Consider the following 24,070-nt stretch of genomic DNA (forward strand, 5'->3'; position numbering starts at 1 on the left):
AATTACTCGTCGTCGTTGCTAGATACAACTTTACGACCACGATAGAAACCATCTGGAGAAACGTGATGACGGCGATGAGTCTCACCTGTATTAGCGTCAAGACTTAACGCAGCAGTAGAGAGTCCATCATGCGCACGACGCATACCACGCTTAGAACGAGTTTTACGGTTCTGTTGAACAGCCATGCTTTAGCTCCTGATTAAATTTAATTAGGTATCAGTTTTTAACGATGCCAACACCTGAAAAGGGTTTTCTTTAGATGATGTACTTGATTCAGTGTTATCACCATCTTGATCAGATGCCTCAACGTTGCCTTCAAAGTGACAATCTGTTTGCTCATGTCTTGCAACAATTGGTAGTGCCAATATGAGCTCGTCTTCTACCAAATCTGTTAACGCCACATTAGTTTCTGCAACAATAACAGGGTCATAGTGCGCTGGAACCGCCTTTGCAGCTTCCTCATGCCAAACAATAGCTAAACTACAAGTCACAGATAAAGGTAAGTGCATAACTTGCAAGCAACGTTGACACGTCAACTTTACCTCTACAGACAATGAGCCCTGAACGACATAGAAGCCCTCTTCATCTTGCAAAAACTGCAGATCGAGCGCCACTTCTCCTTCAGGATCTATTATTGCCTCAGCAAACCTGGGCAGGTCAGTCACTAAAATGCTGCCTGCAATGCGGGTTTCAGCATGTGCCAGTTTGCGAGGATTAATACTTATTGGTAATTGCCCAGTTAACATAAGCGCGCAATGATAGGGATATGGATGGTATCTGTCAAAAGATTTTAATGGAATAAGCCTTATGTACTTTAAGCTATATACTGAATGAAACAACACTCCCTTAAAATGGCTTTAAAATTACTGTTATTATGCAGCATAAACAAAACTCACGCGCGTAGTGTAATTTTTTTAGCTAAATTGCGCATGACTACATTTCTATTAATAGCCCCCTTTAGTCTATGAATGCTACTTCACCACCCTCCAAGCCCATCATTCTTGCTTCATCCTCTCGCTATCGACAGCAGTTACTGCAACGTCTCAATATTTCATTCACCGCCTGCGCACCTGATATCGATGAACAACCCGAACAGGGTGAAATTGCCAGTCAGCTTGCTTATCGATTAGCAACCGCCAAAGCCTATGCTCTGTCACCTCTGCATCCTGAAGCATTGATTATTGGTTCAGACCAGGTTGCAGCGCTTGATGATCAGATTCTTACCAAGCCGCTAGACAAGACCACCGCATTTAGTCAACTGCAACACTGTCAAGGGCGTCAGGTAACCTTTTTTACAGGTCTATGCGTTCTGGATAGCAAGCTACAGCAACATAAAACCGTTGTGGAGCCTGTGGTCGTAAAGTTTCGCGAACTTACAGATCAAGAAATACAGGATTATATAGAACAGGAGCAGCCTCTAGACTGCGCGGGAAGCTTTAAGTGCGAAGGGCTTGGGATTGCTTTATTTGAGTATATCAACAGCCAAGATCCAAACACCCTGATTGGCCTGCCACTTATTCAACTGGTCAGCCTGCTAAAGGAATTTGGGGTTAATCCATTGTTACTGCAAAAATAAGCAATTATTAACAACAGAGTAAAACAATAATTGCTTGCAACACCAAACAGCAGTTAAAGGCTATTGCAAGCAGTTTGGTATTCTACTAGCGCAACTTCATTTCTTGAGATAAGCCAAGCTTGTTACTGATGGCATTCCCCATACTTGCCCCTAATCCTTCAACAAAGCGCTCAAAGGGATTTTCCTGAGGAGTGAAGTCAACAATATTTTCCTGCTTAACAATATCTCTGGCGACATAACTGGCACTACCAAGGCCATCAATCAAGCCTAGGGAAAGCGCTTGCTCACCTGACCAAACCAAGCCGCTAAAGAGTTTAGGGTCATCTTTAAGTCGCTCACCCCGCCCTTTTTTAACACTGTCAATGAATTGCTGGTGCGTGGTATTAAGTACCGTCTGCCAGAATTCTGTTTCTGAGTTGTTCTGCGGCAAAAAGGGATCCAAGAAACCTTTATGCTCTCCTGCCGTGTACACCCGGCGACTGACACCTACTTTATCCATAGCGTCAACAAAGCCAAAGCCAGAAGCCACAACACCGATTGAACCTACCAGACTGGCTTTATCTGCATATATTTCATCCGCAGCAGCAGCAATGTAATAAGCACCTGATGCGCCCAGATCCATAATCACTGCATAAACTTTAATATCTGGATGCAAGCCACGCAGACGCTTAATTTCATCATAAACGTAGCCCGCTTGCACGGGGGAACCACCAGGACTATTAATACGTAAAATTACAGCTTTAGTGTGCTTATCTTTAAACGCAGCACGCAGCCCCGTCACAATACTATCTGCATTAGCAGCCTCATCAGCAGCGATGACACCACTAATTTCAACCAGCGCTGTATGATCACCTGACTTGACCATTGCATCTTTGCTAATACCACCCAGGGTAAACAAATAAAGCAAGACAAAAAGATAAATAAATGTCAGTAATTTAAAAAATATTCCCCAACGTCGAGTACGACGTTTCTCAACTAAGATGCCACCCACTAAACCTTCAATAAGCTGCCACTCTTTATTTCCACTACCTGCTCTTTGACTATTTTGCCCCAAATCCGTCTCTTTGATAGTAGATGTTTCATGTCCAGGCTTAGCCACAGCAGATGCCTCATCAGCTCCTGGTGAGCTTTCTTCCTCTCGCCACGGCTTATTTTCGGAGTCAGGTCTGTTTGTACTGTCTGTCATCTCAACACCCTAAAATGCAATATTAAAGCGCTAGGCCCTTTCATGTAGCCACGCAACAAGCTCACTAAAATGGTCAACACAGAGAACAGGCTGATATTTCAACAGCCGATCCAGATGATGAGCACCATAACTGACAGCCACACAGTCCATACCAATAGCTGACGCCATTGCCATATCAAACTCAGTATCACCCACCATAAACGCTTGCTGAGGGTCAAGCTGAAGAACCTCTAGAATTTCCCATAGCATTTGAGGGTGGGGTTTAGAATGAGTTTCATCAGCACACCGTGTCACCGCAAATAAGTCATCCCAGTTTTTTGCTGCTAATGCTCGATTTAGACCATGGCGACTTTTACCTGTAGCGACAGCCAAAGCAAAACCGGCTTGCCTAAGGCTTGGCAACCCATGGACAACTCCCTCAAAACAAGCTAACTGTTGCTGCTCCCACTGGCGGAAGTAATAGCTATAGCGCTCTCGCATATCAACCTGCCACTGTTCACCAGACAAATCGGGGTATAACGTCTGCAAGGCCTCTGCTAGCCCTAACCCAATAATATTCTGGTAGTCAGTTCTGGAAAGCACGGGCAGTTGTAAATCGGTAGCTGCGGCTTTCAGGCTCTCAGCAATGGCTAACGTTGAATCTAACAACGTACCATCCCAGTCAAAAATAATAGCTTGATAAGAGGACTTCATTGCAAACAACTCAAACCTTTCTGCAAGTCATCAGGTAGTGGGGCGGATATGGTAAAGGGCTTACCTGTTTCGGGCAAGATAAAGGTGATGGCTGCTGCATGAAGGAAAAGACGCTTAATGCCTATGCCGCGCATAGTGCTATTCACTTCCTCCACCCCATACTTTTCATCCCCAATAATTGGATGCCCAGCATATTGTGAATGAACCCGTATTTGATGCGTTCGTCCGGTTATAGGTTTCGCCTCCATCAGGGTCGCCGATTTATAACGTGTTAACACTCGGAATTCTGTTGAGGATGGCTTACCCGCACTATCGGCCTTCACCATGCGTTCACCAGACTGCAATGTGTTTTTCTGCAACGGCACATTAATCATTTTTTTTCGTGCAGGCCAGCGACCCACAACCAGCGCATGATAGACCTTATGCACCTGATCATCTCGTAGCTGCTGATGAAGATGCCGTAACACACTTTTCTTTTTGGCAATCAATAAACAGCCCGAAGTATCACGATCCAATCGATGCACGAGCTCAAGCACCTTACACTGTGGCCGCAACTGCCTGAGAATTTCAATGACACCCAACTTAATACCACTCCCACCATGCACTGCAAAGCCTGTGGGTTTATTGATCGCAAGCAGCCCACTATCTTCATAAATAATGGCATCTTCAATTTGCTGCAGTTGAAGTGGCCTTGCCTTTGGCTGCTTTTCTTTTGAGTCAGAAACACGAATCGGGGGAAGTCGAAGCTGATCCCCTGGTGCTAACCGGTAGTGCGCCTTGATACGCGATTTATTTACACGAATTTCACCTTTACGTAGAAGTCGATAGATGTGTGTTAAAGGAACCCCTTTCAAAAGGACTTTTAACATATTATCAATACGCTGACCGGCATACTCTTCCGTGACGACCAGGTGCTGGACTTGACTAAAGTCAGCAGCAGTTACTGCATGGAGAGTTGAATCATTACTCATAATAATAGTGTAATAGTTTTTAAGCAGATTGAAGCACTTACGAATTACTGATATAGTTCGCGACCTGCTATAATCGGAATAATGCGCCAAAAGTCAAACATTTAATGGTGCAAAGCAGCAATTTTTTTTGTCTTGACCGTATTAATGGCAATACACACTATTTGTTCATGCCATTTGAACTAGTCATCAAGACATACAATTAATGGCGTATCGTTACATAACTGTTGATACGTTAAGTTTAACACTGGGCCTTGAGTTTACATGTGCCCACATATCAGCCTTTATATGTGAAAGGTGGCGACGCCCAATCATCCTGACGCAAACACATATGTAATCGTATAAATCACATACCTACGTGGGAGATTGGCTTTTTGCCAGGTAATTGCAGCGGCTTTCAACATATCACTAAGCCGCACAACGCATCTGCAAAAATGGGACGTTAGACCAAATAAATTTGCTAACCTCGCTTCAGCATTAAGAAAGCCTAATTTTCTGAGCGCGGCCTAAAATAGCACCTTCACAATAAAACAATGATAGGTGGTGCCAATGTGATGCTCATGGCGTTGCAACTATAATTGGTACTACAAACCATATGAAGAGAATGTTAATTAATGCAACTCAACGTGAAGAGTTGCGTGTTGCGCTGGTTGATGGGCAGCGCTTGTATGATTTAGATATTGAGTCTGGAGCAAGGGAGCAAAAAAAAGCCAATATTTACAAAGGACGCATTACTCGTATTGAGCCCAGCTTAGAAGCTGCATTTGTAGACTTTGGCGCTGAGCGTCATGGTTTCCTGCCTTTAAAAGAAATATCTCGAGAATACTTTGCCAAGCAACCGCATGAAATTCAGGGACGCATTAACATACGTAATGTAGTGTCTGAAGGCCAAGAAGTTATTATCCAGGTAGATAAAGAAGAGCGCGGCAACAAAGGTGCAGCACTCACCACACTAGTCAGTCTCGCTGGTCGCTACCTCGTGCTTATGCCAAACAACCCACGGGCTGGAGGTATTTCCCGCCGTATTGAAGGTGAAGAACGGGCTGAGCTTCGTGAAGCGATGAGTCAGCTGAATATTCCATCAGAAATGGGCGTTATAGTTCGCACAGCCGGCCTAGGACGTACCCGTGATGAATTACAGTGGGACTTAGACTATCTCCTCCATCTGTGGAACTCGATTAAAGACGCAGCTCAAAAACAGCCTGCACCGTTCCTGATTTATCAAGAAAGCAATGTCATCATTCGTGCTATCCGTGACTATCTGCGCCATGATATCGGTGAGGTCTTAGTCGATGATGAAGCTGTTTATAGTGATGCATTAAGATTTGTTGAACAGGTCATCCCTCAATACCGTAATCGTATTAAGCTCTACCAGGACTCGATCCCACTTTTCAACCGCTTCCAGATAGAAAGCCAGATAGAGACTGCATTCCAGCGCGAGGTTAAATTACCCTCAGGTGGCTCTATTGTGATAGACCCTACTGAGGCGCTTGTCTCCATTGATATCAACTCTGCCCGCGCCACGCGTGGTGGGGATATTGAAGAAACCGCCCTGCAGACAAACCTTGAAGCCGCAGATGAAATTGCGCGTCAACTTCGACTGCGCGATATTGGTGGCTTAGTTGTTATCGATTTCATTGATATGGGACCACTGCGCAATCAGCGTGAAGTTGAATCCCGGATGCGCGATTCTCTGCAAATGGATCGCGCCCGTGTCCAAGTCGGTCGTATTTCGCGCTTCGGCTTAATGGAAATGTCCCGTCAGCGACTTCGGCCCTCTCTTGGCGAAACCAGTGGTGTGGTTTGCCCCCGCTGTAACGGTCAAGGCATTATTCGTGATGTAGGCTCTCTCTCTCTAGCAATCCTTCGGGTCTTAGAAGAAGAAGCACTTAAAGAACGCACAGCTGAAATACGCGCCCAGGTGCCAGTGGTTGTTGCTACCTTCTTGCTGAATGAAAAGCGGGCTGCGATTGCCGATATTGAGTCTCGTAATGCTATTCAGGTTATCATCATACCGAACCCTAACCTTGAAACCCCCCACTTTGAAGTCCAACGCCTCCGTGAAGATCAAGTAGGCCAAAGTGAAAACGAGCTTAATTACGAGCAAGAACCCCAAATTGAGACAGAAAGCATTGAGCTCAGTGCTGGGCGAGCTGTTCGCCAAGAAGCTGTAGTAAAAAATATTGCTCCTGTTCAACCAGCCCCCGTACCCAGCAAGCCTGGCCTGTTCAAATCACTCATGAGTTCGATCAGTGGTTTGTTTGCGGGTGAGTCAACACCTACTGAAAAGCCCGCCAGCTTAGATCAAAAAGAAGATAGAAGAGCTCGCAGCCCTCAAGGCAAGCGGAGCGACTCTCGTCCAAGTGGTCGCCGGCCTTCTCGTCAGCAAGATAATCAAGACCGCCCAAGAACTAGCAATAAAGATTTTTCAGCAGACTCTCGTGGTGACAGATCTCGTGGAAAATCTCAACAACGTAATCCAAAGCGCCGGGAGCGGGAAACACAAGTTGCTACAGAAGCGCCTGTTCAGATAGAGCAACGCGAAGTTGCCACTGAAACTTACACTGACAACACAAACCCTAAGCGTCGTCCCAGGGGTAACAACAGTAGTCAACCCCAAAGAAGGAAGAGTAATCGCCCCTCTCAGCGTCAAAAGGATGATAACCAAAGAGAGCAAGAAGCTATTACTCAAGCACCAAGCTCAGAGACATCACAGCATGATGCGAATCAGGCAAAACCAGCAACAGCTGCCTACGAAGCACCTGCTCATGAAGTTAAGCAAGATGCGATGCCTACCATGATGCCTGCTAGTGAGGAACAAAAACCCTCGCCTTCTCATAGGCAAGCCACCGCTGAGCAGCCACAGGAAACCATACAGCAAACAGCTACTCAAGTAGCAGACTCACCAGCTCAAGCTGTCGCGTCATCCGCTATTATTGAGCCAAAGTCTGAAGCAGCCTCAGGCAAAAAAGATGCCAAACCTGTCGCTAGCTCGCCTAAGGTAGAAGACAATAAAGAGGATGATAAGCCTGTCATTTCAGTCTTTGATACTAAAGCAGCGGAACCAAAGGTAAACTCAGCTCAGGAAGCCACACCAACATCACAAGCGAGTCCATCAGAATCATCTGTAGCTGCTTCTGCGCAAACTCAGGCCAGTAGCAAGCCAAAACGCCGCCGAGGTAGAGCATTAAACGACCCTCGACTCAAGCGTAAACAGCAACGACTGGCAGCTAGTGATAATACTGCAAATGCTAATCAAGAGACCGGTGCTTCTGCTCAACCAGCACAAGGTGACTCAACACCACCCAGTGCAAAACCGACTCATCTAGCTGCTGATTTAGCAGAAGTTTTGCATACACCAACAGAGCCTCCTAAAAGTGCTTCTGCGGTCATGAACTTAGAACCCGTAGTTGATTACCAAACCACCAAACCACAAACCAAACAGGCATCAGAAGTATCACCTTCAGAGCCCGTTGAAGAAGCATCAAGAGATGCTTAGTTTATAATCAAAAGCAACAGCAGGGTGAAATGCCCTGCTGTTGCTCTTAGTCTTTTATTTGTTTTACTCAAGGGACAGCAGCATTATTTATCTGACTGCGTTAAGACAGGATTATTGAGGATAGATTCTGGGTTCTATTTCCATTCTGACGGAAAAACGTAGCCATACCTGTTGCTGAATATCCCAGGCAAGTGACAATAAATCTGCCACACAGCCCTCCCCAAAGTGGACCAAAACCAAAGCTTGATGCTTATATACTCCCACATTCCCTTTACGCGTGCCTTTAAAGCCACACTGATCAATCAACCACCCAGCAGCCAGCTTCCAATATCCATCTTCAGCAGGATAAGCGACTAGGTTAGGGAATTTCTCCTTTAGCGCCTGGTAATGTTCTGCAGGAATAATTGGGTTTTTAAAAAAACTCCCCACATTACCTAACGTTTGTGGATCTGGTAGCTTAGCTTTTCGAACACCGACAATATAATCACTTAACTGCAAAGCATCAGCGGCATGGCTGCCTTGTAATCCTGCATAAGACAGGTTTGGCGTAAAAACTGAAGACAAACGAAAAGCAACTTCTGTAATCACAATTTGATCTCTGAGCTGTTGCTTAAAAATACTATCTCGATAACCAAACAAGCAGTCACTCGCACTCAACTGTATGACTTCACCTGAAGCAATATCAATGTAACGCACCCAATCAATCACATCTTTAACTTCTACTCCATACGCCCCAATATTTTGAATAGGGCTGGCACCCACAGTGCCAGGAATTAAAGATAGATTTTCTAAACCATAAGCGCCTTGCGCTAATGTCCAACGTACAAAGCTATGCCAGTTTTCACCGGCCGCGCCATAAACCATTAACCTGCCGTCTACTCCCTGCTCAATACGCCGTCCTTGTATACAAACACGCATTACTATTCCCGCAAAATCTTTTGCAAAAATAGTATTGCTACCCTCCCCCAAAGGAAGGACAGATAGGCCCTGCTGCTTAGCAAAAGAGAGAACGTGATAAATATCCGCTTCACTATAAACATTAACAATCCCTTTAGCCTTGACATCAAAACCTAGGGTATGCCATGGCTTAAGGGAGGCAGGTTTAAGTGTTAACTGACCTATCACAATGGAATCCTGTACTGCTGACAAATATGCTTAAGCAACCCGTTTGCACCTTGCTCTACAAGATCAAGTACATCGCTAAAGCCATCAGGACCACCATAATAAGGATCAGGCACTTCTAGCTGATTCACACCTGCATAGTTTAAAAACAACTGTAACTTCTGCTCGTGCCCCTGAGGACACAGCTCACGCAAACAAGCTAAATTACTTTTATCCATGGCCAGAACAAAGTTTGCTGAAAAAAAGTCTTCCTGAATAAACTGTTGTGCCCGAATCATTGATAAATCATAACCCCTGGCAGCAGCAACTTGCTGACTTCGTGTATCAGGTTGCTCACCGATATGGTAGGCAGAGGTCCCTGCTGACATGACCTCTATTTGGTCAGCGAGGCCTTTTCTCTTCACCATATGCAAAAAAACACCATGGGCTGTGGGTGAACGACAGATATTGCCCAGGCAAACAAACATCACCTTAATCAATTCGATTCCCCTAACAGCTGGCAAACCCGTAGCAAATCATCTTTTGTATCCACACCTCGTGGTGGCGTTACCAGCGCTTGTGCAACATGAATTTTCTTACCATGCCATAATACACGTAGCTGCTCCAATGCCTCTGTTCGCTCTAATAAGCAACTTCCCCAAGAAACAAAATCATTGAGTAGGCTAACACGATAAGCATAGATGCCAATATGGTGGGCTACGGGCAAGCCCGCAGGAAGGTTTTGCGGCTGGCCTGCAAACTCATCTCTAGGCCATGGTATAGCTGCTCTTGAAAAATATAGTGCATGTTGCTTGGCATCTGTCACTACTTTAACCACATTCGGGTTTAGCATCATTTCCAGCTCAGTAATCGGCTGACAAAGAGTTGCCATCACAGCATCACGATCATTACGTAGGTTATGTGCAACCTGGTCGATTAACGCTGGAGGAATAAGCGGCTCATCCCCTTGCACATTAACCACAACAGCATCATCATCCAGCCCTAGCTCACTGGCCGCTTGCTGCAATCGATCAGTGCCAGATGGATGGTCAGCATCTGTTAAGCACACTTCAGCACCAAACTTCTGAACAGCAGCCACGATATCAGGATGGTCTGTTGCAATAACCACACGTTTTGCATTACTTGCACAGGCTTGCTCATAAACACGCTGCACCATTGGCTTTCCTGCAATATCTGCCAATGGTTTGGCAGGTAATCGGCTTGATGCATAGCGTGCGGGAATAATAACGGTGTAGTCCGTTGAGTTCATATATCATCAAATCTAGTAAAGTTAATAAAACCAATCTTGCTGTTATTTTTTTTGAAGCCGCTCTTCAGTTGTCAAAGTTCGAGCTTCCGACTCAAGCATCACAGGAATATCATCACGAATAGGAAATGCGAGTCCATCCTGTCGACAAACTAATTCCTGTTGCTCACGGGCATAATAAAGCGCCCCCTTACAAAGTGGACAGGCTAATATTTCAAATAGTTTTTTATCCATTCCTCTCCCCTGTTTACTAGCTCATTATCTGCTTGCCAGCCAAAAACGTTACATCAGTCGTTACACACATTCGAAAAACCACACCTATTAATAAGTTCATTACCACTGATTATGCAAGGCTAGCCGTTTTAGCTAAAAATGATGTCCAAAATGCCTCTGGTAATTCAGCCTCAACAACAAGACACCAACAACGCTCACTCGCAAATGCACTGCATTTTACGGCATCTTTGGTGGTCATAATAATAGGATGATCACTGTTAAATGCTAAATCCTCTACCTTATATTGATGATGATCAGCAAAAACATGCTTCCTAGGCTTAATGCCAAGATTATCCAGTGTCTCAAAAAAACGGTGGGGATTACCAATGCCCGCGACAGCCTCTACCGTTTTCCCCTGCCAATGATGAACGTCATATGCTTCACCTGTCTTTAAATTATAAAGCTTGACCGGGTTAAGCTGCATTTCAAATACAGAGACGGGTAAGTTGCTTTTTGGCTGATAAGCACCATTGCAAATCACAAAATCCACTGAGTGTAACCTGTCAACGGGTTCTCTGAGTGGCCCCATAGGTAAACAGTGACCATTACCCATCCCTCGCTGTCCATCAATGACAACTACCTCAATATCTCGTGGCAGCCGATAGTGCTGTAAGCCATCATCAGCAACAATAATATCTACTGCATACTGTTGTATTAGATATTGAGCAGCTTGATACCGGTAAGGAGCAACCACTACAGGTACCTTTGTTATTTGCCTTAACATAAGTGGTTCATCACCACATAGTAAGGGGTCTATTTGGTCATTAACATCCAACGGGTACTGTGTTGCATTGCCACCATACCCCCGGCTAATAATACCGACCTGCAAACCCTGCTTTTGTAATTGCTGAACAATAGCGGCCACTACAGGGGTTTTTCCTGTACCACCCACAGTAATATTTCCAACAACTATAACGGGTTTAGATAATGCTGGAGGTGGCAAGGATAAGAAGCGTTTTCGACGTTGGCGGGCAATACATTTAAATAAATAACTCAATGGGTATAGTGGATATAGCCACTTACTCCCCTGATACCAGGCTTGAGTTATGCACTGTTTTATTGACATTAAAAAACTCGGCACAAAATTAAAAGGGCTTATTAAAAGCCCTTTTAATTATGGAGATGACTCTTCTGCTTTTTGCTTCGTGGTTACACGCAAATGCACAAACCCCATTTGCCCTGCTGCATCCATTGCGGTTACTACAGCTTGATAAGGGGTGTTCGCATCAGCAGTAATGACTAAAGGTAAGCTAGTGTCTCCGTTAGATACCTTTTGCAAAGCATTTTTGATGGTGGCTATAGAATTATTAACAAGAGCCTGGGAATTCACAGCGTAATTTCCCTGCCGGTTAATCAGTATTTCTATCTGCTTGGGTTGCTCAGCCACTTGTTTACCTGAGGCTTCAGGTAGATCGATTTCCAGGTGAGACTCTTTAGTAAACGTAGTCGTGACCATAAAGAAAATCAGCAATAAAAAAACCACGTCTATCAAAGGCGTCAAATTGACGGAAACATCTTCCCTGGTCTGACGCTGGAATTTCACTGCTTTCCTACCTCGCTATAGTCCACTTCACGATCGCCATGAACCACCTCAACTAACTTAGTGGCCTCCTGTTCCATCGTCACTACCAGTTCATCCACACGACGAACAAAAAACCGATGAAACATTAACGAAGGAATTGCAACTGTTAAACCTGCAGCAGTAGTAATCAGTGCTTTGGAAATACCGCCCGCTAAGCTATCAACATTGCCTAACGCACTGGCAGCACCAATCTGGTTAAATACTTCGATCATACCTAACACAGTACCTAATAGGCCCAATAGCGGAGCAATGGCAGCAATCGTTCCGAGGGTATTCAGATAACGCTCTAACTCATGGATAACACGAGCAGCTGCTTCAGAAATACTTTCTTTCATGATCTCCCGACCATGCTTGGAGTTGGCTAAACCTGCCGCCAAAATTTCTCCAAGAGGAGAGTTGCTTTTTAACTCTTTAAGCTTCTTAGAATCTAACTGCTTATTTTTGATCCACTTCCAGACTAAGGCTAGAGTATGCTTGGGGGCAATTTTGGTCGCACGTAACGTCCAAATACGTTCAATGCAAATTGCCAACGCCATCACCGAACAAATCAGGATTGGCCACATTAGCCATCCACCGGCTTTGATGATCTCGAACACGACTTCTCCCCTTCATTTTCGTTGCGCACACTCTAACACAAACTATCCCTTGACCGAATACCTACCAGTTCACTTTTTCAGACCAATAATGCCGTACATCACGTCGATAAAGTGAAGTCGAAATTAACTCCAGTCCAGGATCATAATTTATCTCTACCGTTCCATCCCGACTGGTTTGGAACTCCTTGCTGGCTAACACATTAATTCGTTTCAATACTGCAGGTGCAGGATGTTTAAATGGATTAAGGTAACCCGCAGAAAATACGACAAAAGTCGGTTGTACATGTTTAAGAAATAGCATAGATGAAGAATATTTACTGCCATGGTGTGCAGCAATCAACACATTAGCCTTTAATTGATTACCATACTGCTCAACTAAACGGTGTTCTTCTGCCTGACCAATATCACCAGGAAGTAATACGCTCAATCCTTCTGCAGATACTTTCAACACACATGATGCGGCATTATTATCATGCCTGTGCATGTTTCCACCTGCGAGTATTTGAAACCTTATGTTATCCCACTGCCAATGCTGTCCAGGTTTGCACTTTTCCACATCTAAAGTATCAGTTTGCAGCTGCGCTGGTGTTCCAGAGAGAACACGGCTGACAGGAAACTGCTCAATAATATCCTGCATACCGCCACTATGATCTAAGTCACCATGACTAATTAACAATGTATCAACGGCCAACCAGCCTTTCTGCTGCAAGTATGGGATTAACACTGCTTTAGCAGCAGAAAAACTTGGAGAAAACGCTTTCCCAGTGTCATACACCAGTAGATGATGCTCAGTTTTAATCACAACAGCCAAGCCTTGTCCCACATCTAAAACAGCCAAGTGTAAGCCACCATGAGCAACGCCAGCAGGCTGTGTCCAAAAAAGTGGCAGCCACCAGCACCAGCCTAGCCAGCGGCCGGGGAGTCCTGAAGGTAACAATATCCACAATGCCCCTAAACAAGCCATTACCAGGGGTAACCCATGCAACTGTATTGTTAGTTTTGGTGTGATTAAGGAAGCACTCCAGTGAATTCCAAGCAGCAAACCCTGGGTAGCAATAGATACGGGCATAGCAGCCCAGTCAGGGGGCAACGAAAGAAAAGTCAATAAGCCACTTAACAAAGCCATTGGTAATAGAATTAAGCCAAGATAAGGTATAGCAAGCATATTAATAACAGGACTTAGCCAGCTCACACTTTGTCCTTGGCTATACAGTATGGGGAGCACTGCCACCATCACAACACATTGTGGCCATATATACCTAAAAGACCATGAAGGTTTACCTGGTCGGTTTGCAAAACGCCAGAGTAAAATACCCGTGGCAATAAACGAAAACCAAAAGCCACTACTTATCCAGGCTAAAGGGTCCCAGGCAATCACACCTGCCAGGGCAGACAACCACAGCGTGACGGGTCTAAACCTCACACCAAGTAATACCCCAGATAGTGCAATAGCCACCATGATAAGCGCACGTTGGGTTGGTAATGAAAAACCGGCGAGCAGTGCATAACTACAGGCAAAAGCCAAAGCAACGATTGCTGCACAGCGAGGACGTGAGATAAATTGCCATGGCCAGCTGACAAGGCGCCCAATACAATGAACAAACAACCAGCCCAGTGTGGCCATCAACCCAATATGCAGCCCAGACACAACTAACAAATGAGCTGTTCCCGTTGAGCGAAATACTTCCCAAGTACTTCCTTGCAAATATTGTTTATCACCAAGCAGTAAAGCTGTCAGCACACCATGAACCTCAGGAGGCATATGGTCACGCCAAGACTGAGGCCAAAACCAGCGAAACCAGGAAACTTTATGCCCAGCAGGCGTTAACTGTTGCTGTGCCTGGTGAATATAACCTACAGCTCCCACTCTTTTTTGGAATAAATACCCCTCATAGTCCCATGCTCCAGGACTGGCAAAACCATGAGGACGTTTTAATTTTACACGCCAGCGCCACACTTCCGTCGGCTGATAACTGGCTTTGCCCTGATAATCACTCAGTAAAATATATTCAGGTGTGGGATTAATCGGCTGCTTGAGTGCTGTCAACGCGTGAACTTTTATCAGTAGCTTTTGGACGCGATGATTACGCTGTCGAACTTCAACCACTTCTCCCTCAAGCTGAAGTACTTGCTGCTCAGCACTTTTCGGTAATTGCTGTGCTAATCCACCATAACCAAAACTATAGCCACGTAGTAACCCTAGCAGCCCCGCCAGTATTATCAGGCAAAGCATTATTCGGCGACGTACACATGCACACAAGATACAGACTGCAACTGTAAAAATGCCTATGCTTAGAAGACTGGGCAGTACTGGTAAACAGCCAATACCTATACAGCCAGCAATAAAGGCCAGTAGAACTTTATGTAACATATTGGTATAGCGCTAACTTTACAGGCATAATACCCCAGCTTTTGACAGTATTTGGTTAGTTGAGCCCTTTCATGCCAAAGAAACTTATCCGTCGATTTTTACCCAGTCCCGAAAAAATTAAAAACAACCGCTCTCTTCACTACCTTGGAGATCGAATTCATGACCCGAACTTATGGCATTTAAATCGACGATCTGTTGCTGGTGCTTTCTTCGTTGGTATTTTCTGTGCATTCTTACCAATACCAATGCAAATGTTGGTCGCGGGTGTTTTAGCAATGTTTGTTCGCTGTAACCTGCCCATATCTGTTGTATTGGTTTGGATTACCAACCCCATCACCATGCCAGCCATTTTTTACTTCACTTATAAAGTTGGCTGTTATTTATTGGGCACACCTGTAAGTGATATAGATTTCACCATGACTGTTGAGTGGTTTGAGCATGAACTTGGGCGTATCTGGCAGCCACTTTATTTTGGCTCTATTATTACAGGACTATTTTCTGGTGCTGTGAGCTACTTAACTATTCGCCTCTACTGGCGTTGGCATGTCACCCGTAGTTGGAACAGTCGAAAGCTACGTAAAACGCGACAACAAAATGATTAGCTTATTTAAACCAACAATTTGATGTAGTTGAGTGTTATGAGAAAAGGTTACCAAGGTTTCCGTAAAGGTAAGAAAAAAAGTCAGGGTAAAGGCATTTTGGAAGCCATTAACACTGACGGTCCTCATAAAGAATGGTTAGGAATGCCAGAATATTATATTCATACCCTGACTGTTGATGGGGAAAACTACAACTATTTATCTGCAGAGCAAACCCTTGAGGTAGTAGTAGGTGATATGGTGGTATTTCGGTATGAAGTGGTTGGTGGCAACCGCCGTATTGATAAACGATCTCTGGGAAAAACCATTGACCCCAGCCAGTATCAGTCTCCCTCTGACGATGCCTAGCTAATAAAACCGGTGTAAGAAGCAGCCTCAAAGAGGTCTGCTTCGGGTGTTAAATTTTTTTTCTATGCTGAAATCCTAAGCAGCAATTAGCTCGCCTTCTACCAGCTTTAAAACCCTGTCCATTTGATTAGCTAAGGCCAGGTCGTGTGTTACGACTAAAAAGGCTGTTTTTGTCGTCTGACTTAGTTCCTGCATTAACTCATGAATAGTATGTGCTGTATGCTGATCTAAATTTCCTGTCGGTTCATCTAACAGCACACAGCAAGGCTTTGTCACAAGTGCTCTGGCAATAGCGACCCGTTGCCGCTCTCCCCCTGATAACTCTCCGGGCTTATGTTCCAATCGGTGACTTAAGCCGACACGGGTAAGCAGCTCTGTTGCCTGCTCTTTCACAGTTTTAATCTTAACTTGAGGCCTCATTAATAAAGGCATCGCAACATTTTCCAGTGCAGTGAACTCAGGCAGTAAGTGATGAAACTGATAGACAAATCCCAGCTTGCTGTTACGCAGTTGTCCCCGCTCATTTTCAGCCATAGAACTAACCTGCTGGCCATCTAACAACACTTCACCTTCCGTTGGTGTATCTAGTCCTCCTAAAAGGTTCAGCAAAGTGGTTTTACCTGAACCTGAGCTTCCTACAATCGCAATTCGCTCACCAGCACTTAGCTGTAAGTTGACTCTCTTGAGCACCTCAACCTCAGCAGGACCTTCCTGATAGCGCTTAACCAACTGTTGACACACTAGTACATGCTGATTATTCATAACGCAGAGCCTCTGCAGGTTGAGTACGGGATGCTCGGTAAGCAGGATAAAGAGTTGCTAAAAAGCTTAAAGACAAAGCAGCGACAGTAATAATACCAACATCACTCCACTGTAATTGGGAAGGCAAATAATCGATAAAGTACACATCACCACTTAAAAACTGTATTTCAAAGGTCCTTTCAATCCAGTCCACTATTTCTGGTACATTGGCACCTACCAGAACCCCCAGGATAACACCCAGTAGCGTTCCTGAAACGCCAATAACTGAACCTTGGACAATGAAAATCCCCATAATAGTCTTGGTGCTAGCACCAAACGTACGCAGAATCGCAATATCTGATTGTTTATCGGTTACCACCATAACTAACGTAGACACAATATTAAACGCGGCTACCGCTACAATCAGGGTAAGTAACAAGCCAATCATGGTTTTTTCCATTTGGATTGCTTGAAAAAGACTGCCATGGGTACGGGTCCAATCACTATAGTAATAACGATCATGCAACGTGTTTGCGAGCTTGCCAACATCCTCTCGGGCAGTAAATAAGTCCACCATTTTCAAGCGAATACCCTGCACACCTTCCTTGATGCGTAATAACTTTGCAGCATCCTGAAAGTGAATAATGGCGAGCGAACTATCTAGTTCAGCACCCACTTCAAAGATACCCACCACATTAAAGCGCTTCATCCTAGGGAAAACACCTGCCGGATTGACAGAAGCATCAGGCAATACCAACGTCACCTTGTCTCCTACTTGTGCCCCTAACCTACGCGCTACGATATCACCTAGTACAATATCAAACTGACCCGGTTTTAAATCAGCCAGTTTACCCGCTCGCATATGATCATTAACGATCGAAACCTTTTGCTCATAGTCTGGTGCTACCCCATAAATGGCAACAGGCTGCACACGCCCATTACTGGTCAGCATGCCTTGAGTATTATTAAACGGCGCCGCACTGATCACCCGAGGTGAGTTTTCCATTTGCTGAATTAAGCTTTCCCAGTCAGAGATGGTGCCATACACCTTGGTGATTTTTGCATGAGGGACCATACCGAGAATTCGCTGCTTCAACTCACGGTCAAAGCCATTCATTACAGATAACACAATGATCAAGACCATCACCCCCAATACCAAGCCAATCAGTGATATCAGCGAGGTAAACGAGATGAAGTGATTGCGCCGCTTTGCTGCGGTATATCGCAGCCCAATAAACAGTGGTAATGGTTTAAACATGCAGTTTTGCCTTAGCCCTCAATAAATGGCTGCTACACTCTAAAACAGATATTCTTGAATGCAAAAACGAACAATAATGGTTTGGTTAGCTATGGCTGACGATGCACAAGATCACCGCGACTACTTCCGTATCGATGACATTGTTGCCATCGAGTATCAACTCATGCCAGAACTCATTGCGCCTGGTGCAGCAGCCTTTCCCTTCAGTGACACTTCTGAGCAATTTCAACTAATAACTGAAATGCAGACAATTGAAGCTGAATCACAGCAAATATTACGTTCAATTCACGAGCAAGACCGCCAAGTGGCGAATTACTTAAAGAATATTGACCGCCGTATTCAGTTACTCAGCCGTATCATTGCCGCTTGCAGTGAAGACATTGCTTCATTGCCACGCCAGTCTGTCAACTTAAGTGAAGGCGGTATCGCCTTCAGCTCATCAGCACCTTTACCAAAGGGAGGGTATATTGCCATAAAACTTGTTTTATTTCCTTCTTATGCAGGAATGCTATTATCAGGACAGATTGTATCTTGTGAAGAAGCGAATAAAACCTACACAAACCACATCACATTTGAATGCATCAGTGACAGTGATAGACAACTGTTAGCGAAACATGTTATTCAATTCCAGGCCCAGCAACGCCGGGCAAGGCTTGATCAATCTGTCTAGGAGTATTCATCATGAAGTCATTAGTGATTAGCAGTCTTACACTCTTTTTAAGCCTTAGCTGCTGGGGTGAAACCGTTAACATAGCAGATCAAAAGCAACAGTCTCAGGTGGGAGATCTTCCCCATCATGGCTTAACTGAGCAGCAGGTACGTCACCAGTTTGGTGAACCTAAAGCCACTCACTCAGTTGGCCAGCCGACTATTACTCGTTGGGAATATGACAAATTCACTGTGTATTTTGACCGTCAGCAGGTGTTACATAGCGTCGTTCATCGTAATCCATAACCTTTATTTGTAATGCTGATTATTGGACATCGTGGTGCTCGGAATGAGGCACCTGAAAATACCCTTACAGGTTTTCGACATGCTATTGACCAAGGTGTTCGCCACTTTGAGCTTGATTTAAGATTGAGCCAGGATCATCAATTAGTGGTTATCCACGATAGCACCGTTAACCGAACGACGAATGGACAAGGAAGAGTCGCTGCCCATACCTATGATCAGTTGAGAATGCTTGATGCCCGTTATGGACTTAAGGGATGGCCTCAATCTGCTCAGATTCCATCCCTAAGTTCACTGGTTGAAGCATGTCCTGAAATTGAACATCTGCAACTGGAGCTAAAAGCAGACAACCGGGCAGAGGCTTATGCTGTTGCAGAGGCTGCTCACCAGTGGCTCGCGCATCATCAACCTCGGGGTGATGTTGTCATCACTTCAGGAGTTTGGCACTGCTTAGACTATATTCAAGGCCTCGATCGGTCATATCGGCTGGGTGCGGTGATTGAACACCACCCACATCCCCTTCGCTTAGCCCAGGCATTTAATTGTCAACTCTTGGTGCTTTACCACAAACGTTGTAATCCAACCCTGGTCGCTGAAGCTAAAACCAATCAGTTGGAAGTATCAACGTGGACGGTAAATGAGGCTGAGGATATACAGCGCATGCTTGACTGCAAAGTTGATAGCATTATCACCGACTGGCCTACTCATTACCTTCATTTGGAGACCTGATGGTAATGAGTAAGCTCTGTGCAGTCCTATCGATATTTAAACAGTATTTAAAATAAACGGTTTAACCCATCAAGTGCGGCCACTCGATACGCTTCTGCCATCGTTGGGTAGTTAAAGGTGGTGTTAACAAAATAACGTAAACTATTGGCCTCGCCTTTCTGGCTCATAATCGCCTGACCAATATGTACTATTTCTGATGCTTGATCACCAAAGCAATGAATGCCCAAAATTTCTAAGGTTTCACGATGAAACAGAATTTTTAGCATGCCGACGGTTTCATTACTGATTTGTGCTCTAGCCATCGCCTCAAAGTAGGCTTGGCCAATTTCGTAAGGAATTTTTGCCGAGGTCAGCTCTTGCTCCGTCATGCCAATAGAGCTAATTTCAGGAATCGTATAAATCCCCGTAGGTACATCATTTACAAATCGCCATTGCTCAGTGCTTGCCGCATTGCCAGCGGCTGAACGACCTTGGTCAAATGCCGCACTTGCCAAGCTGGGCCAGCCAATCACATCACCTGCCGCATAAATATGTTCTAACACCGTCTGATAATGCTCATTAACATCCAGCTGGCCCCGGCTATTAGGCATTAAGCCAATATTTTCCAGGCCCATCCCCTGAGTATTGCCTGTCCGCCCATTGGCCCACAGCAAGGCATCGGCTTTAAAGCGTTTGCCAGAGCTAAGATGGATAATGACACCATCGTCCACCCCTTCAACCTTTTCGTACTCTTCATTATTCCAAATCACCACCCCAATATGTCGCAGGTGATAGCTCAGCGCATCTGATATTTCTTCATCCAAAAAAGACAACAGTTTATCGCGGGTATTGATTAAGTCGACTTTTACCCCTAAGCCACTAAAAATAGAGGCATATTCACAACCAATAACACCTGCACCATAAATCACAATCCGGCGAGGTGTGTGCTTTAAACTCAGGATAGTATCGCTGTCATAAATACGTGGATGGCTAAAATCAATATCAGCAGGACGGTAAGGCCGAGAGCCTGTAGCAATAATGGTTTGCTTGGTTTCCAGGTGCTGGACTGTACCATTTCGATCTAATACCTCAATGGTATTTTCATTAACAAAGCTTGCCCGCCCAAAAAAAATATCAATGCGATTACGGGCCAAATATTGAGTTCTTGACTTAACCTGCTTCGCAATCACTTTTTCTGCATTCTTCAGTACATTATGAAAGCTGAACCAACGTGGCTCACCAATCTCGCGAAACATGGGCTTAGTGTTAAAACTAATAATTTCTTTTACAGCATGACGTAACGCTTTAGAGGGGATAGTCCCCCAGTGTGTACAGTTACCACCAAGCTGTTGCTGCTGCTCAATTAAAGCAACCCGCTTTCCCAGTTTGCGTGCATTGATTGCAGCACCTTCTCCAGCAGGTCCAGACCCTAATACAACCACATCATAATTTGTGACACCCACCATGGCACTCCATCAGTCTTAAGTATTCTTGCTAGGCTAAATGACTGCTTCATCACAAGTATTTTGTAATAAAGAAATATGCTGCTTCTTAAGGCAGCGGGTTCCAGAATATCTGGCCACATTTAAATGCTATTGAAGCAGTGTTGTTCACGGCTAAATTATTTAGTCGCATCATAAAATTCAGTGGTGGATTCATCCACTTGGCTATCGGAACTGACATTACGCTGCGTATTTTTTTTACATTTATCCTGATTGCCGCCACAGACTTCACAAGCGGTTTTCATTCCCAGCGCATTTAAGCCTCCACAAGAACCTTTGATCGGTTTTCGCGCAAAAATCACCCCTACAGCCATCCCTACAATGATCAGTAACATCATGAAAAACACTAACAGCACAACAGTCATGGCTTACTCCTCTCTGGTACTGGGCGCAAGAAACGGTTTAAAGGAAGGCGATGGGTAACTGGCAAACCCTTCCCCCTCTTTGACAATAAAATAGGCCGCAAGATCGTGCTCTTTTGCCAGCGCCATACCCTCAGGGTAGCCCACAACCATTAACATGGTTGCTAACCCATCGGCCATCGCAACAGATGGGTGCACCACTGTCACAGATGCTAACTTATGAGTAATAGGACGCCCTGTCAGCGGATTAATGGTGTGAGAGAAGCGCTGTCCATCTATTTCATAATAGTTACGGTAATCTCCTGATGTGGCTATTCCCTTACCGGGTGCTTCAATCGCCGCGCTGGCCTTACGCTGACCTAAAGCAGGCTCTTCAATACCAATACGCCAAGGTACGCCAGCCGCTTTTTCGCCTTTGATTTTTAGCTCCCCGCCGACTTCAACCAAATAACTATTGATACCCATCGTGTCGAGGGCTTCAGCCACTTTATCGACTGCATAACCTTTAGCAATAGAAGATAAATCAACAAAAACAGGTTTTACTTTAAGTAAGGTAGAGGCCTGCTTATCCGCCTTCACATGGTGATAACCAACCTTATCAAAGGCTTCAGCAAGTGCTTCATCTGAAGGGATGGTTGTCGGTCGCTTATCGGGACCAAACCCCCATAAATTAACCAAAGGCCCAACCGTTACATCATAGCGACCGCCACTCATCTCCGAGATTTCTTGACTTAAGGCCACAAGTGTCACGATATCATTCGAGAGCTTAAACATCTCACCAGTAGGAGCCTGGTTAAACTGCATAAGTTCAGAGGTTGGAATATACGTTGACATACGCTGATTGATATCAGCCAGCACAGCATCAACGCGTTGTGCTACTTCTGACTGACTTACACTGCTATCCCCTGCAATATACTTTACCTGATAAGAGGTGCCCATCGTTGGGCCACTGACCTGCTCTATTGTCTGCTGATTACAACCCGTTAATAACGCAAGCAGAGACAATAAAATGGCACAGCCAAAAACATTTTTTTTTACATACAAATATTGTTCAAGTATGTTCACTACAGTACTCACTGATACTAAACAATGATTGCTTGAGTGCCTCACATAAGCAAAAAAGGGTTCAATCATGCTGACCGAACCCTTTTTTGACGTTATCCAAAGCTTTGTATTATGACAGTATAAACTGACATAGTATGTTCACTTTTAACCAGCTCAGTATTAACCACCAAAATCATCAAGCAGGATATTTTCAGGCTCAACACCTAAGTCTTCCAGCATTTTGATTACAGCCGCATTCATCATGGGTGGCCCGCACATGTAGTATTCACAGTCCTCTGGTGCTGGGTGATCTTTCAAGTAGTTTTCAAGCAATACCTGATGGATAAAACCAGTGTACCCAGTCCAGTTATCTTCTGGCTGAGGATCTGACAGCGCAACGTGCCACTCAAAGTTGTCATTTTCAGCGGCAAGATGATCATAGTCTTCAATATAAAACATCTCACGCTTACTACGTGCACCGTACCAGAATGACATCTTACGCTTCGAGTTCAAGCGTTTGAGCTGGTCGAAAATATGGGCTCGCATAGGTGCCATACCCGCACCACCACCGATAAAGACCATTTCCGCTTCTGTGTCTTTCGCAAAGAACTCACCAAAGGGACCATACACCGTCACTTTATCGCCAGGCTTAAGGTTGAACACCCAGGAAGACATCTTACCGGGTGGCACATCTGAGCCAGGCGGTGGTGAAGCAATCCGAATATTAAACTTCAGAACACCCTTTTCTTCAGGATAATTAGCCATTGAGTAGGCACGGATAACAGGCTCATCCACCTTGGAGACGTACTGCCACAGGTTAAACTTATCCCAGTCCGGGCGGTACTCCTCTTCAACATCAAAGTCCTTATAATGAACTTCATGAGGTGGCGCTTCCAACTGGACATAGCCACCCGCCCGGAAATTGACAACCTCACCCTCTGGTAACTCCAGCACCAACTCTTTGATAAAGGTCGCCACATTGTGGTTTGACTTAACCGTACATTCCCACTTTTTAACCCCAAAAAACTCTTCGGGGACTTCAATTTGCATGTTCTGCTTGACTGGAACCTGGCAAGCCAAGCGCCAACCTTCATTCGCTTCCCGCTTGTTAAAGTGAGACTCTTCAGTCGGCAGAATTGAACCGCCACCATCGAGCACCTTACACTTGCACTGAGCACAGGAGCCACCACCGCCACAGGCCGATGACAAGAAAATGTTATTCTCAGCTAGCGTCTGCAGTAGTTTACCTCCAGCCGCCGTTGTTACTGATTTCTCGGGATCATCATTAATGTTAATGGTGACATCACCGGTACTCACCAGCTTGGAGCGGGCTACCAGGATTACTGCCACCAGTGCAAGGACGATGACTGTAAACATGGCAACCCCGAGCAGGATTACACTGATACCTGACATATCGTTTCCTTATTATTCATTCACTGTTGGTC

26 protein-coding genes are annotated in these 24,070 nt (G+C 44.9%); 7 read left to right on the top strand and 19 right to left on the bottom strand.

The window, feature by feature from the left end; genetic code table 11:
* Positions 1 to 2: 2 nt before the first annotated feature.
* Together rpmF and KHS79_RS07330 are read right to left on the bottom strand one after the other, a co-directional pair.
* The gene (rpmF, locus tag KHS79_RS07325) at positions 3 to 185 is read right to left on the bottom strand and encodes a 50S ribosomal protein L32 (protein WP_027708681.1); all 183 of its coding nucleotides are present in this window, start codon (positions 183 to 185) and stop codon (positions 3 to 5) included.
* 24 nt (positions 186 to 209) lie between these two features.
* The gene (locus tag KHS79_RS07330) at positions 210 to 746 is read right to left on the bottom strand and encodes a YceD family protein (protein ID WP_027708682.1); all 537 of its coding nucleotides are present in this window, start codon (positions 744 to 746) and stop codon (positions 210 to 212) included.
* Between the two features lie 218 nt (positions 747 to 964).
* On the opposite strand from KHS79_RS07330, the gene KHS79_RS07335 reads away from it, so the two are divergent.
* Positions 965 to 1,576: a Maf family protein gene (locus tag KHS79_RS07335; protein ID WP_212717941.1), complete on the top strand. Its 612-nt coding sequence runs from the start codon at positions 965 to 967 to the stop codon at positions 1,574 to 1,576.
* Between the two features lie 85 nt (positions 1,577 to 1,661).
* Here the strand turns inward: KHS79_RS07335 and KHS79_RS07340 are convergent, their stop codons facing one another.
* The 3 genes from KHS79_RS07340 to rluC are packed head-to-tail and all read right to left on the bottom strand — an operon-like array spanning position 1,662 to position 4,426.
* A complete protein-coding gene (locus KHS79_RS07340; protein WP_212717943.1) occupies positions 1,662 to 2,762 on the bottom strand; it encodes a S49 family peptidase in 1,101 nt (366 codons plus the stop codon).
* Between the two features lie 30 nt (positions 2,763 to 2,792).
* Positions 2,793 to 3,455: an HAD family hydrolase gene (locus tag KHS79_RS07345; protein WP_212717945.1), complete on the bottom strand. Its 663-nt coding sequence runs from the start codon at positions 3,453 to 3,455 to the stop codon at positions 2,793 to 2,795.
* Positions 3,452 to 4,426: a 23S rRNA pseudouridine(955/2504/2580) synthase RluC gene (gene rluC, locus KHS79_RS07350; protein ID WP_212717947.1), complete on the bottom strand. Its 975-nt coding sequence runs from the start codon at positions 4,424 to 4,426 to the stop codon at positions 3,452 to 3,454. The genes KHS79_RS07345 and rluC overlap by 4 nt, the downstream gene beginning before the upstream one ends.
* Before the next feature lie 592 nt (positions 4,427 to 5,018).
* Between rluC and rne the strand changes: the two genes are divergently transcribed.
* Positions 5,019 to 7,922 (top strand): ribonuclease E, encoded by a 2,904-nt coding sequence (gene rne, locus KHS79_RS07355; RefSeq protein ID WP_212717949.1) that lies wholly within the window; start codon positions 5,019 to 5,021, stop codon positions 7,920 to 7,922.
* A gap of 111 nt (positions 7,923 to 8,033) precedes the next feature.
* On the opposite strand, the gene murB is transcribed toward rne, so the two are convergent.
* The 8 genes from murB to KHS79_RS07395 all read right to left on the bottom strand — a co-directional run bounded on the left by murB (position 8,034) and on the right by KHS79_RS07395 (position 15,112).
* The gene (gene murB / locus KHS79_RS07360) at positions 8,034 to 9,047 is read right to left on the bottom strand and encodes a UDP-N-acetylmuramate dehydrogenase (RefSeq protein WP_325167570.1); all 1,014 of its coding nucleotides are present in this window, start codon (positions 9,045 to 9,047) and stop codon (positions 8,034 to 8,036) included.
* Positions 9,044 to 9,514: a low molecular weight protein-tyrosine-phosphatase gene (locus tag KHS79_RS07365; protein ID WP_325167574.1), complete on the bottom strand. Its 471-nt coding sequence runs from the start codon at positions 9,512 to 9,514 to the stop codon at positions 9,044 to 9,046. Before KHS79_RS07365 ends, murB begins: the two co-directional genes overlap by 4 nt.
* Positions 9,515 to 9,519: 5 nt before the next feature.
* Positions 9,520 to 10,293, bottom strand: a complete 774-nt coding sequence (gene kdsB, locus KHS79_RS07370) for a 3-deoxy-manno-octulosonate cytidylyltransferase (protein ID WP_212717951.1) — start codon at positions 10,291 to 10,293, stop codon at positions 9,520 to 9,522.
* A gap of 42 nt (positions 10,294 to 10,335) precedes the next feature.
* Positions 10,336 to 10,524 carry a Trm112 family protein gene (locus KHS79_RS07375; RefSeq protein WP_027708019.1) on the bottom strand — a complete coding sequence of 63 codons (189 nt, stop codon included), beginning with the start codon at positions 10,522 to 10,524 and terminating at the stop codon, positions 10,336 to 10,338.
* Positions 10,525 to 10,633: 109 nt separating this feature from the next.
* On the bottom strand, positions 10,634 to 11,629 hold the full coding sequence (lpxK, locus tag KHS79_RS07380; protein ID WP_212717953.1) for a tetraacyldisaccharide 4'-kinase: 996 nt from the start codon (positions 11,627 to 11,629) through the stop codon (positions 10,634 to 10,636).
* 48 nt (positions 11,630 to 11,677) lie between these two features.
* Positions 11,678 to 12,106, bottom strand: a complete 429-nt coding sequence (locus KHS79_RS07385) for an ExbD/TolR family protein (protein ID WP_027708017.1) — start codon at positions 12,104 to 12,106, stop codon at positions 11,678 to 11,680.
* Positions 12,103 to 12,741 carry a MotA/TolQ/ExbB proton channel family protein gene (locus KHS79_RS07390; RefSeq protein WP_094787518.1) on the bottom strand — a complete coding sequence of 213 codons (639 nt, stop codon included), beginning with the start codon at positions 12,739 to 12,741 and terminating at the stop codon, positions 12,103 to 12,105. Before KHS79_RS07390 ends, KHS79_RS07385 begins: the two co-directional genes overlap by 4 nt.
* Before the next feature lie 61 nt (positions 12,742 to 12,802).
* The gene (locus KHS79_RS07395; RefSeq protein ID WP_212717955.1) at positions 12,803 to 15,112 is read right to left on the bottom strand and encodes a DNA internalization-related competence protein ComEC/Rec2; all 2,310 of its coding nucleotides are present in this window, start codon (positions 15,110 to 15,112) and stop codon (positions 12,803 to 12,805) included.
* Positions 15,113 to 15,183: 71 nt separating this feature from the next.
* Between KHS79_RS07395 and KHS79_RS07400 the strand changes: the two genes are divergently transcribed.
* Together KHS79_RS07400 and KHS79_RS07405 are read left to right on the top strand one after the other, a co-directional pair.
* Positions 15,184 to 15,714, top strand: a complete 531-nt coding sequence (locus tag KHS79_RS07400; RefSeq protein ID WP_212717957.1) for a DUF2062 domain-containing protein — start codon at positions 15,184 to 15,186, stop codon at positions 15,712 to 15,714.
* A 36-nt stretch (positions 15,715 to 15,750) separates the two neighbouring features.
* A complete protein-coding gene (locus tag KHS79_RS07405; protein ID WP_027708013.1) occupies positions 15,751 to 16,059 on the top strand; it encodes a hypothetical protein in 309 nt (102 codons plus the stop codon).
* Between the two features lie 75 nt (positions 16,060 to 16,134).
* Here KHS79_RS07405 and lolD read toward each other — a convergent pair whose 3' ends face one another.
* Positions 16,135 to 16,821, bottom strand: a complete 687-nt coding sequence (gene lolD, locus KHS79_RS07410; RefSeq protein WP_212717959.1) for a lipoprotein-releasing ABC transporter ATP-binding protein LolD — start codon at positions 16,819 to 16,821, stop codon at positions 16,135 to 16,137.
* Complete coding sequence (locus KHS79_RS07415) at positions 16,814 to 18,058, bottom strand: lipoprotein-releasing ABC transporter permease subunit (RefSeq protein WP_212717961.1); 1,245 nt, start codon at positions 18,056 to 18,058, stop codon at positions 16,814 to 16,816. Before KHS79_RS07415 ends, lolD begins: the two co-directional genes overlap by 8 nt.
* A gap of 91 nt (positions 18,059 to 18,149) precedes the next feature.
* Here KHS79_RS07415 and KHS79_RS07420 point away from each other — a divergent pair, with 91 nt between their 5' ends.
* From KHS79_RS07420 to KHS79_RS07430, 3 genes are read left to right on the top strand one after another with little or no spacing between them, the layout of a single operon-like run.
* Entirely contained in the window at positions 18,150 to 18,728 is a 579-nt protein-coding gene (locus tag KHS79_RS07420; protein WP_038290916.1) for a PilZ domain-containing protein, read from the top strand.
* Positions 18,729 to 18,739: 11 nt separating this feature from the next.
* Positions 18,740 to 19,012 carry a hypothetical protein gene (locus tag KHS79_RS07425; RefSeq protein ID WP_038290906.1) on the top strand — a complete coding sequence of 91 codons (273 nt, stop codon included), beginning with the start codon at positions 18,740 to 18,742 and terminating at the stop codon, positions 19,010 to 19,012.
* A 12-nt stretch (positions 19,013 to 19,024) separates the two neighbouring features.
* Positions 19,025 to 19,738, top strand: coding sequence for a glycerophosphodiester phosphodiesterase (locus KHS79_RS07430; RefSeq protein WP_212717963.1), 714 nt, complete (start codon positions 19,025 to 19,027; stop codon positions 19,736 to 19,738).
* 47 nt (positions 19,739 to 19,785) lie between these two features.
* Here the strand turns inward: KHS79_RS07430 and sthA are convergent, their stop codons facing one another.
* The 4 genes from sthA to nqrF all read right to left on the bottom strand — a co-directional run bounded on the left by sthA (position 19,786) and on the right by nqrF (position 24,038).
* Positions 19,786 to 21,180: a Si-specific NAD(P)(+) transhydrogenase gene (gene sthA, locus KHS79_RS07435; RefSeq protein ID WP_212718123.1), complete on the bottom strand. Its 1,395-nt coding sequence runs from the start codon at positions 21,178 to 21,180 to the stop codon at positions 19,786 to 19,788.
* Positions 21,181 to 21,338: 158 nt separating this feature from the next.
* A complete protein-coding gene (nqrM, locus tag KHS79_RS07440; RefSeq protein WP_212717965.1) occupies positions 21,339 to 21,584 on the bottom strand; it encodes a (Na+)-NQR maturation NqrM in 246 nt (81 codons plus the stop codon).
* A gap of 3 nt (positions 21,585 to 21,587) precedes the next feature.
* Entirely contained in the window at positions 21,588 to 22,715 is a 1,128-nt protein-coding gene (locus tag KHS79_RS07445) for an FAD:protein FMN transferase (RefSeq protein ID WP_212717967.1), read from the bottom strand.
* A 90-nt stretch (positions 22,716 to 22,805) separates the two neighbouring features.
* Positions 22,806 to 24,038 carry an NADH:ubiquinone reductase (Na(+)-transporting) subunit F gene (nqrF, locus tag KHS79_RS07450; protein ID WP_027708004.1) on the bottom strand — a complete coding sequence of 411 codons (1,233 nt, stop codon included), beginning with the start codon at positions 24,036 to 24,038 and terminating at the stop codon, positions 22,806 to 22,808.
* Positions 24,039 to 24,070 lie beyond the last annotated feature (32 nt).

The organism is Zooshikella ganghwensis, from assembly GCF_018263875.1.
GTDB lineage: Bacteria > Pseudomonadota > Gammaproteobacteria > Pseudomonadales > Zooshikellaceae > Zooshikella > Zooshikella ganghwensis.

Excerpts from the sequence above, each read along its gene's own strand:
- rpmF (WP_027708681.1), bottom strand. The coding sequence starts at position 185 with ATGGCTGTTCAACAGAACCGTAAAACTCGTTCTAAGCGTGGTATGCGT.
- KHS79_RS07330 (WP_027708682.1), bottom strand. The coding sequence starts at position 746 with ATGTTAACTGGGCAATTACCAATAAGTATTAATCCTCGCAAACTGGCA.
- KHS79_RS07335 (WP_212717941.1), top strand. The coding sequence starts at position 965 with ATGAATGCTACTTCACCACCCTCCAAGCCCATCATTCTTGCTTCATCC.
- KHS79_RS07340 (WP_212717943.1), bottom strand. The coding sequence starts at position 2,762 with ATGACAGACAGTACAAACAGACCTGACTCCGAAAATAAGCCGTGGCGA.
- KHS79_RS07345 (WP_212717945.1), bottom strand. The coding sequence starts at position 3,455 with ATGAAGTCCTCTTATCAAGCTATTATTTTTGACTGGGATGGTACGTTG.
- rluC (WP_212717947.1), bottom strand. The coding sequence starts at position 4,426 with ATGAGTAATGATTCAACTCTCCATGCAGTAACTGCTGCTGACTTTAGT.
- rne (WP_212717949.1), top strand. The coding sequence starts at position 5,019 with ATGAAGAGAATGTTAATTAATGCAACTCAACGTGAAGAGTTGCGTGTT.
- kdsB (WP_212717951.1), bottom strand. The coding sequence starts at position 10,293 with ATGAACTCAACGGACTACACCGTTATTATTCCCGCACGCTATGCATCA.
- KHS79_RS07375 (WP_027708019.1), bottom strand. The coding sequence starts at position 10,524 with ATGGATAAAAAACTATTTGAAATATTAGCCTGTCCACTTTGTAAGGGG.
- lpxK (WP_212717953.1), bottom strand. The coding sequence starts at position 11,629 with ATGTCAATAAAACAGTGCATAACTCAAGCCTGGTATCAGGGGAGTAAG.
- KHS79_RS07395 (WP_212717955.1), bottom strand. The coding sequence starts at position 15,112 with ATGTTACATAAAGTTCTACTGGCCTTTATTGCTGGCTGTATAGGTATT.
- KHS79_RS07400 (WP_212717957.1), top strand. The coding sequence starts at position 15,184 with ATGCCAAAGAAACTTATCCGTCGATTTTTACCCAGTCCCGAAAAAATT.
- KHS79_RS07405 (WP_027708013.1), top strand. The coding sequence starts at position 15,751 with ATGAGAAAAGGTTACCAAGGTTTCCGTAAAGGTAAGAAAAAAAGTCAG.
- lolD (WP_212717959.1), bottom strand. The coding sequence starts at position 16,821 with ATGAATAATCAGCATGTACTAGTGTGTCAACAGTTGGTTAAGCGCTAT.
- KHS79_RS07415 (WP_212717961.1), bottom strand. The coding sequence starts at position 18,058 with ATGTTTAAACCATTACCACTGTTTATTGGGCTGCGATATACCGCAGCA.
- KHS79_RS07420 (WP_038290916.1), top strand. The coding sequence starts at position 18,150 with ATGGCTGACGATGCACAAGATCACCGCGACTACTTCCGTATCGATGAC.
- KHS79_RS07425 (WP_038290906.1), top strand. The coding sequence starts at position 18,740 with ATGAAGTCATTAGTGATTAGCAGTCTTACACTCTTTTTAAGCCTTAGC.
- KHS79_RS07430 (WP_212717963.1), top strand. The coding sequence starts at position 19,025 with ATGCTGATTATTGGACATCGTGGTGCTCGGAATGAGGCACCTGAAAAT.
- nqrM (WP_212717965.1), bottom strand. The coding sequence starts at position 21,584 with ATGACTGTTGTGCTGTTAGTGTTTTTCATGATGTTACTGATCATTGTA.
- KHS79_RS07445 (WP_212717967.1), bottom strand. The coding sequence starts at position 22,715 with ATGATTGAACCCTTTTTTGCTTATGTGAGGCACTCAAGCAATCATTGT.
- nqrF (WP_027708004.1), bottom strand. The coding sequence starts at position 24,038 with ATGTCAGGTATCAGTGTAATCCTGCTCGGGGTTGCCATGTTTACAGTC.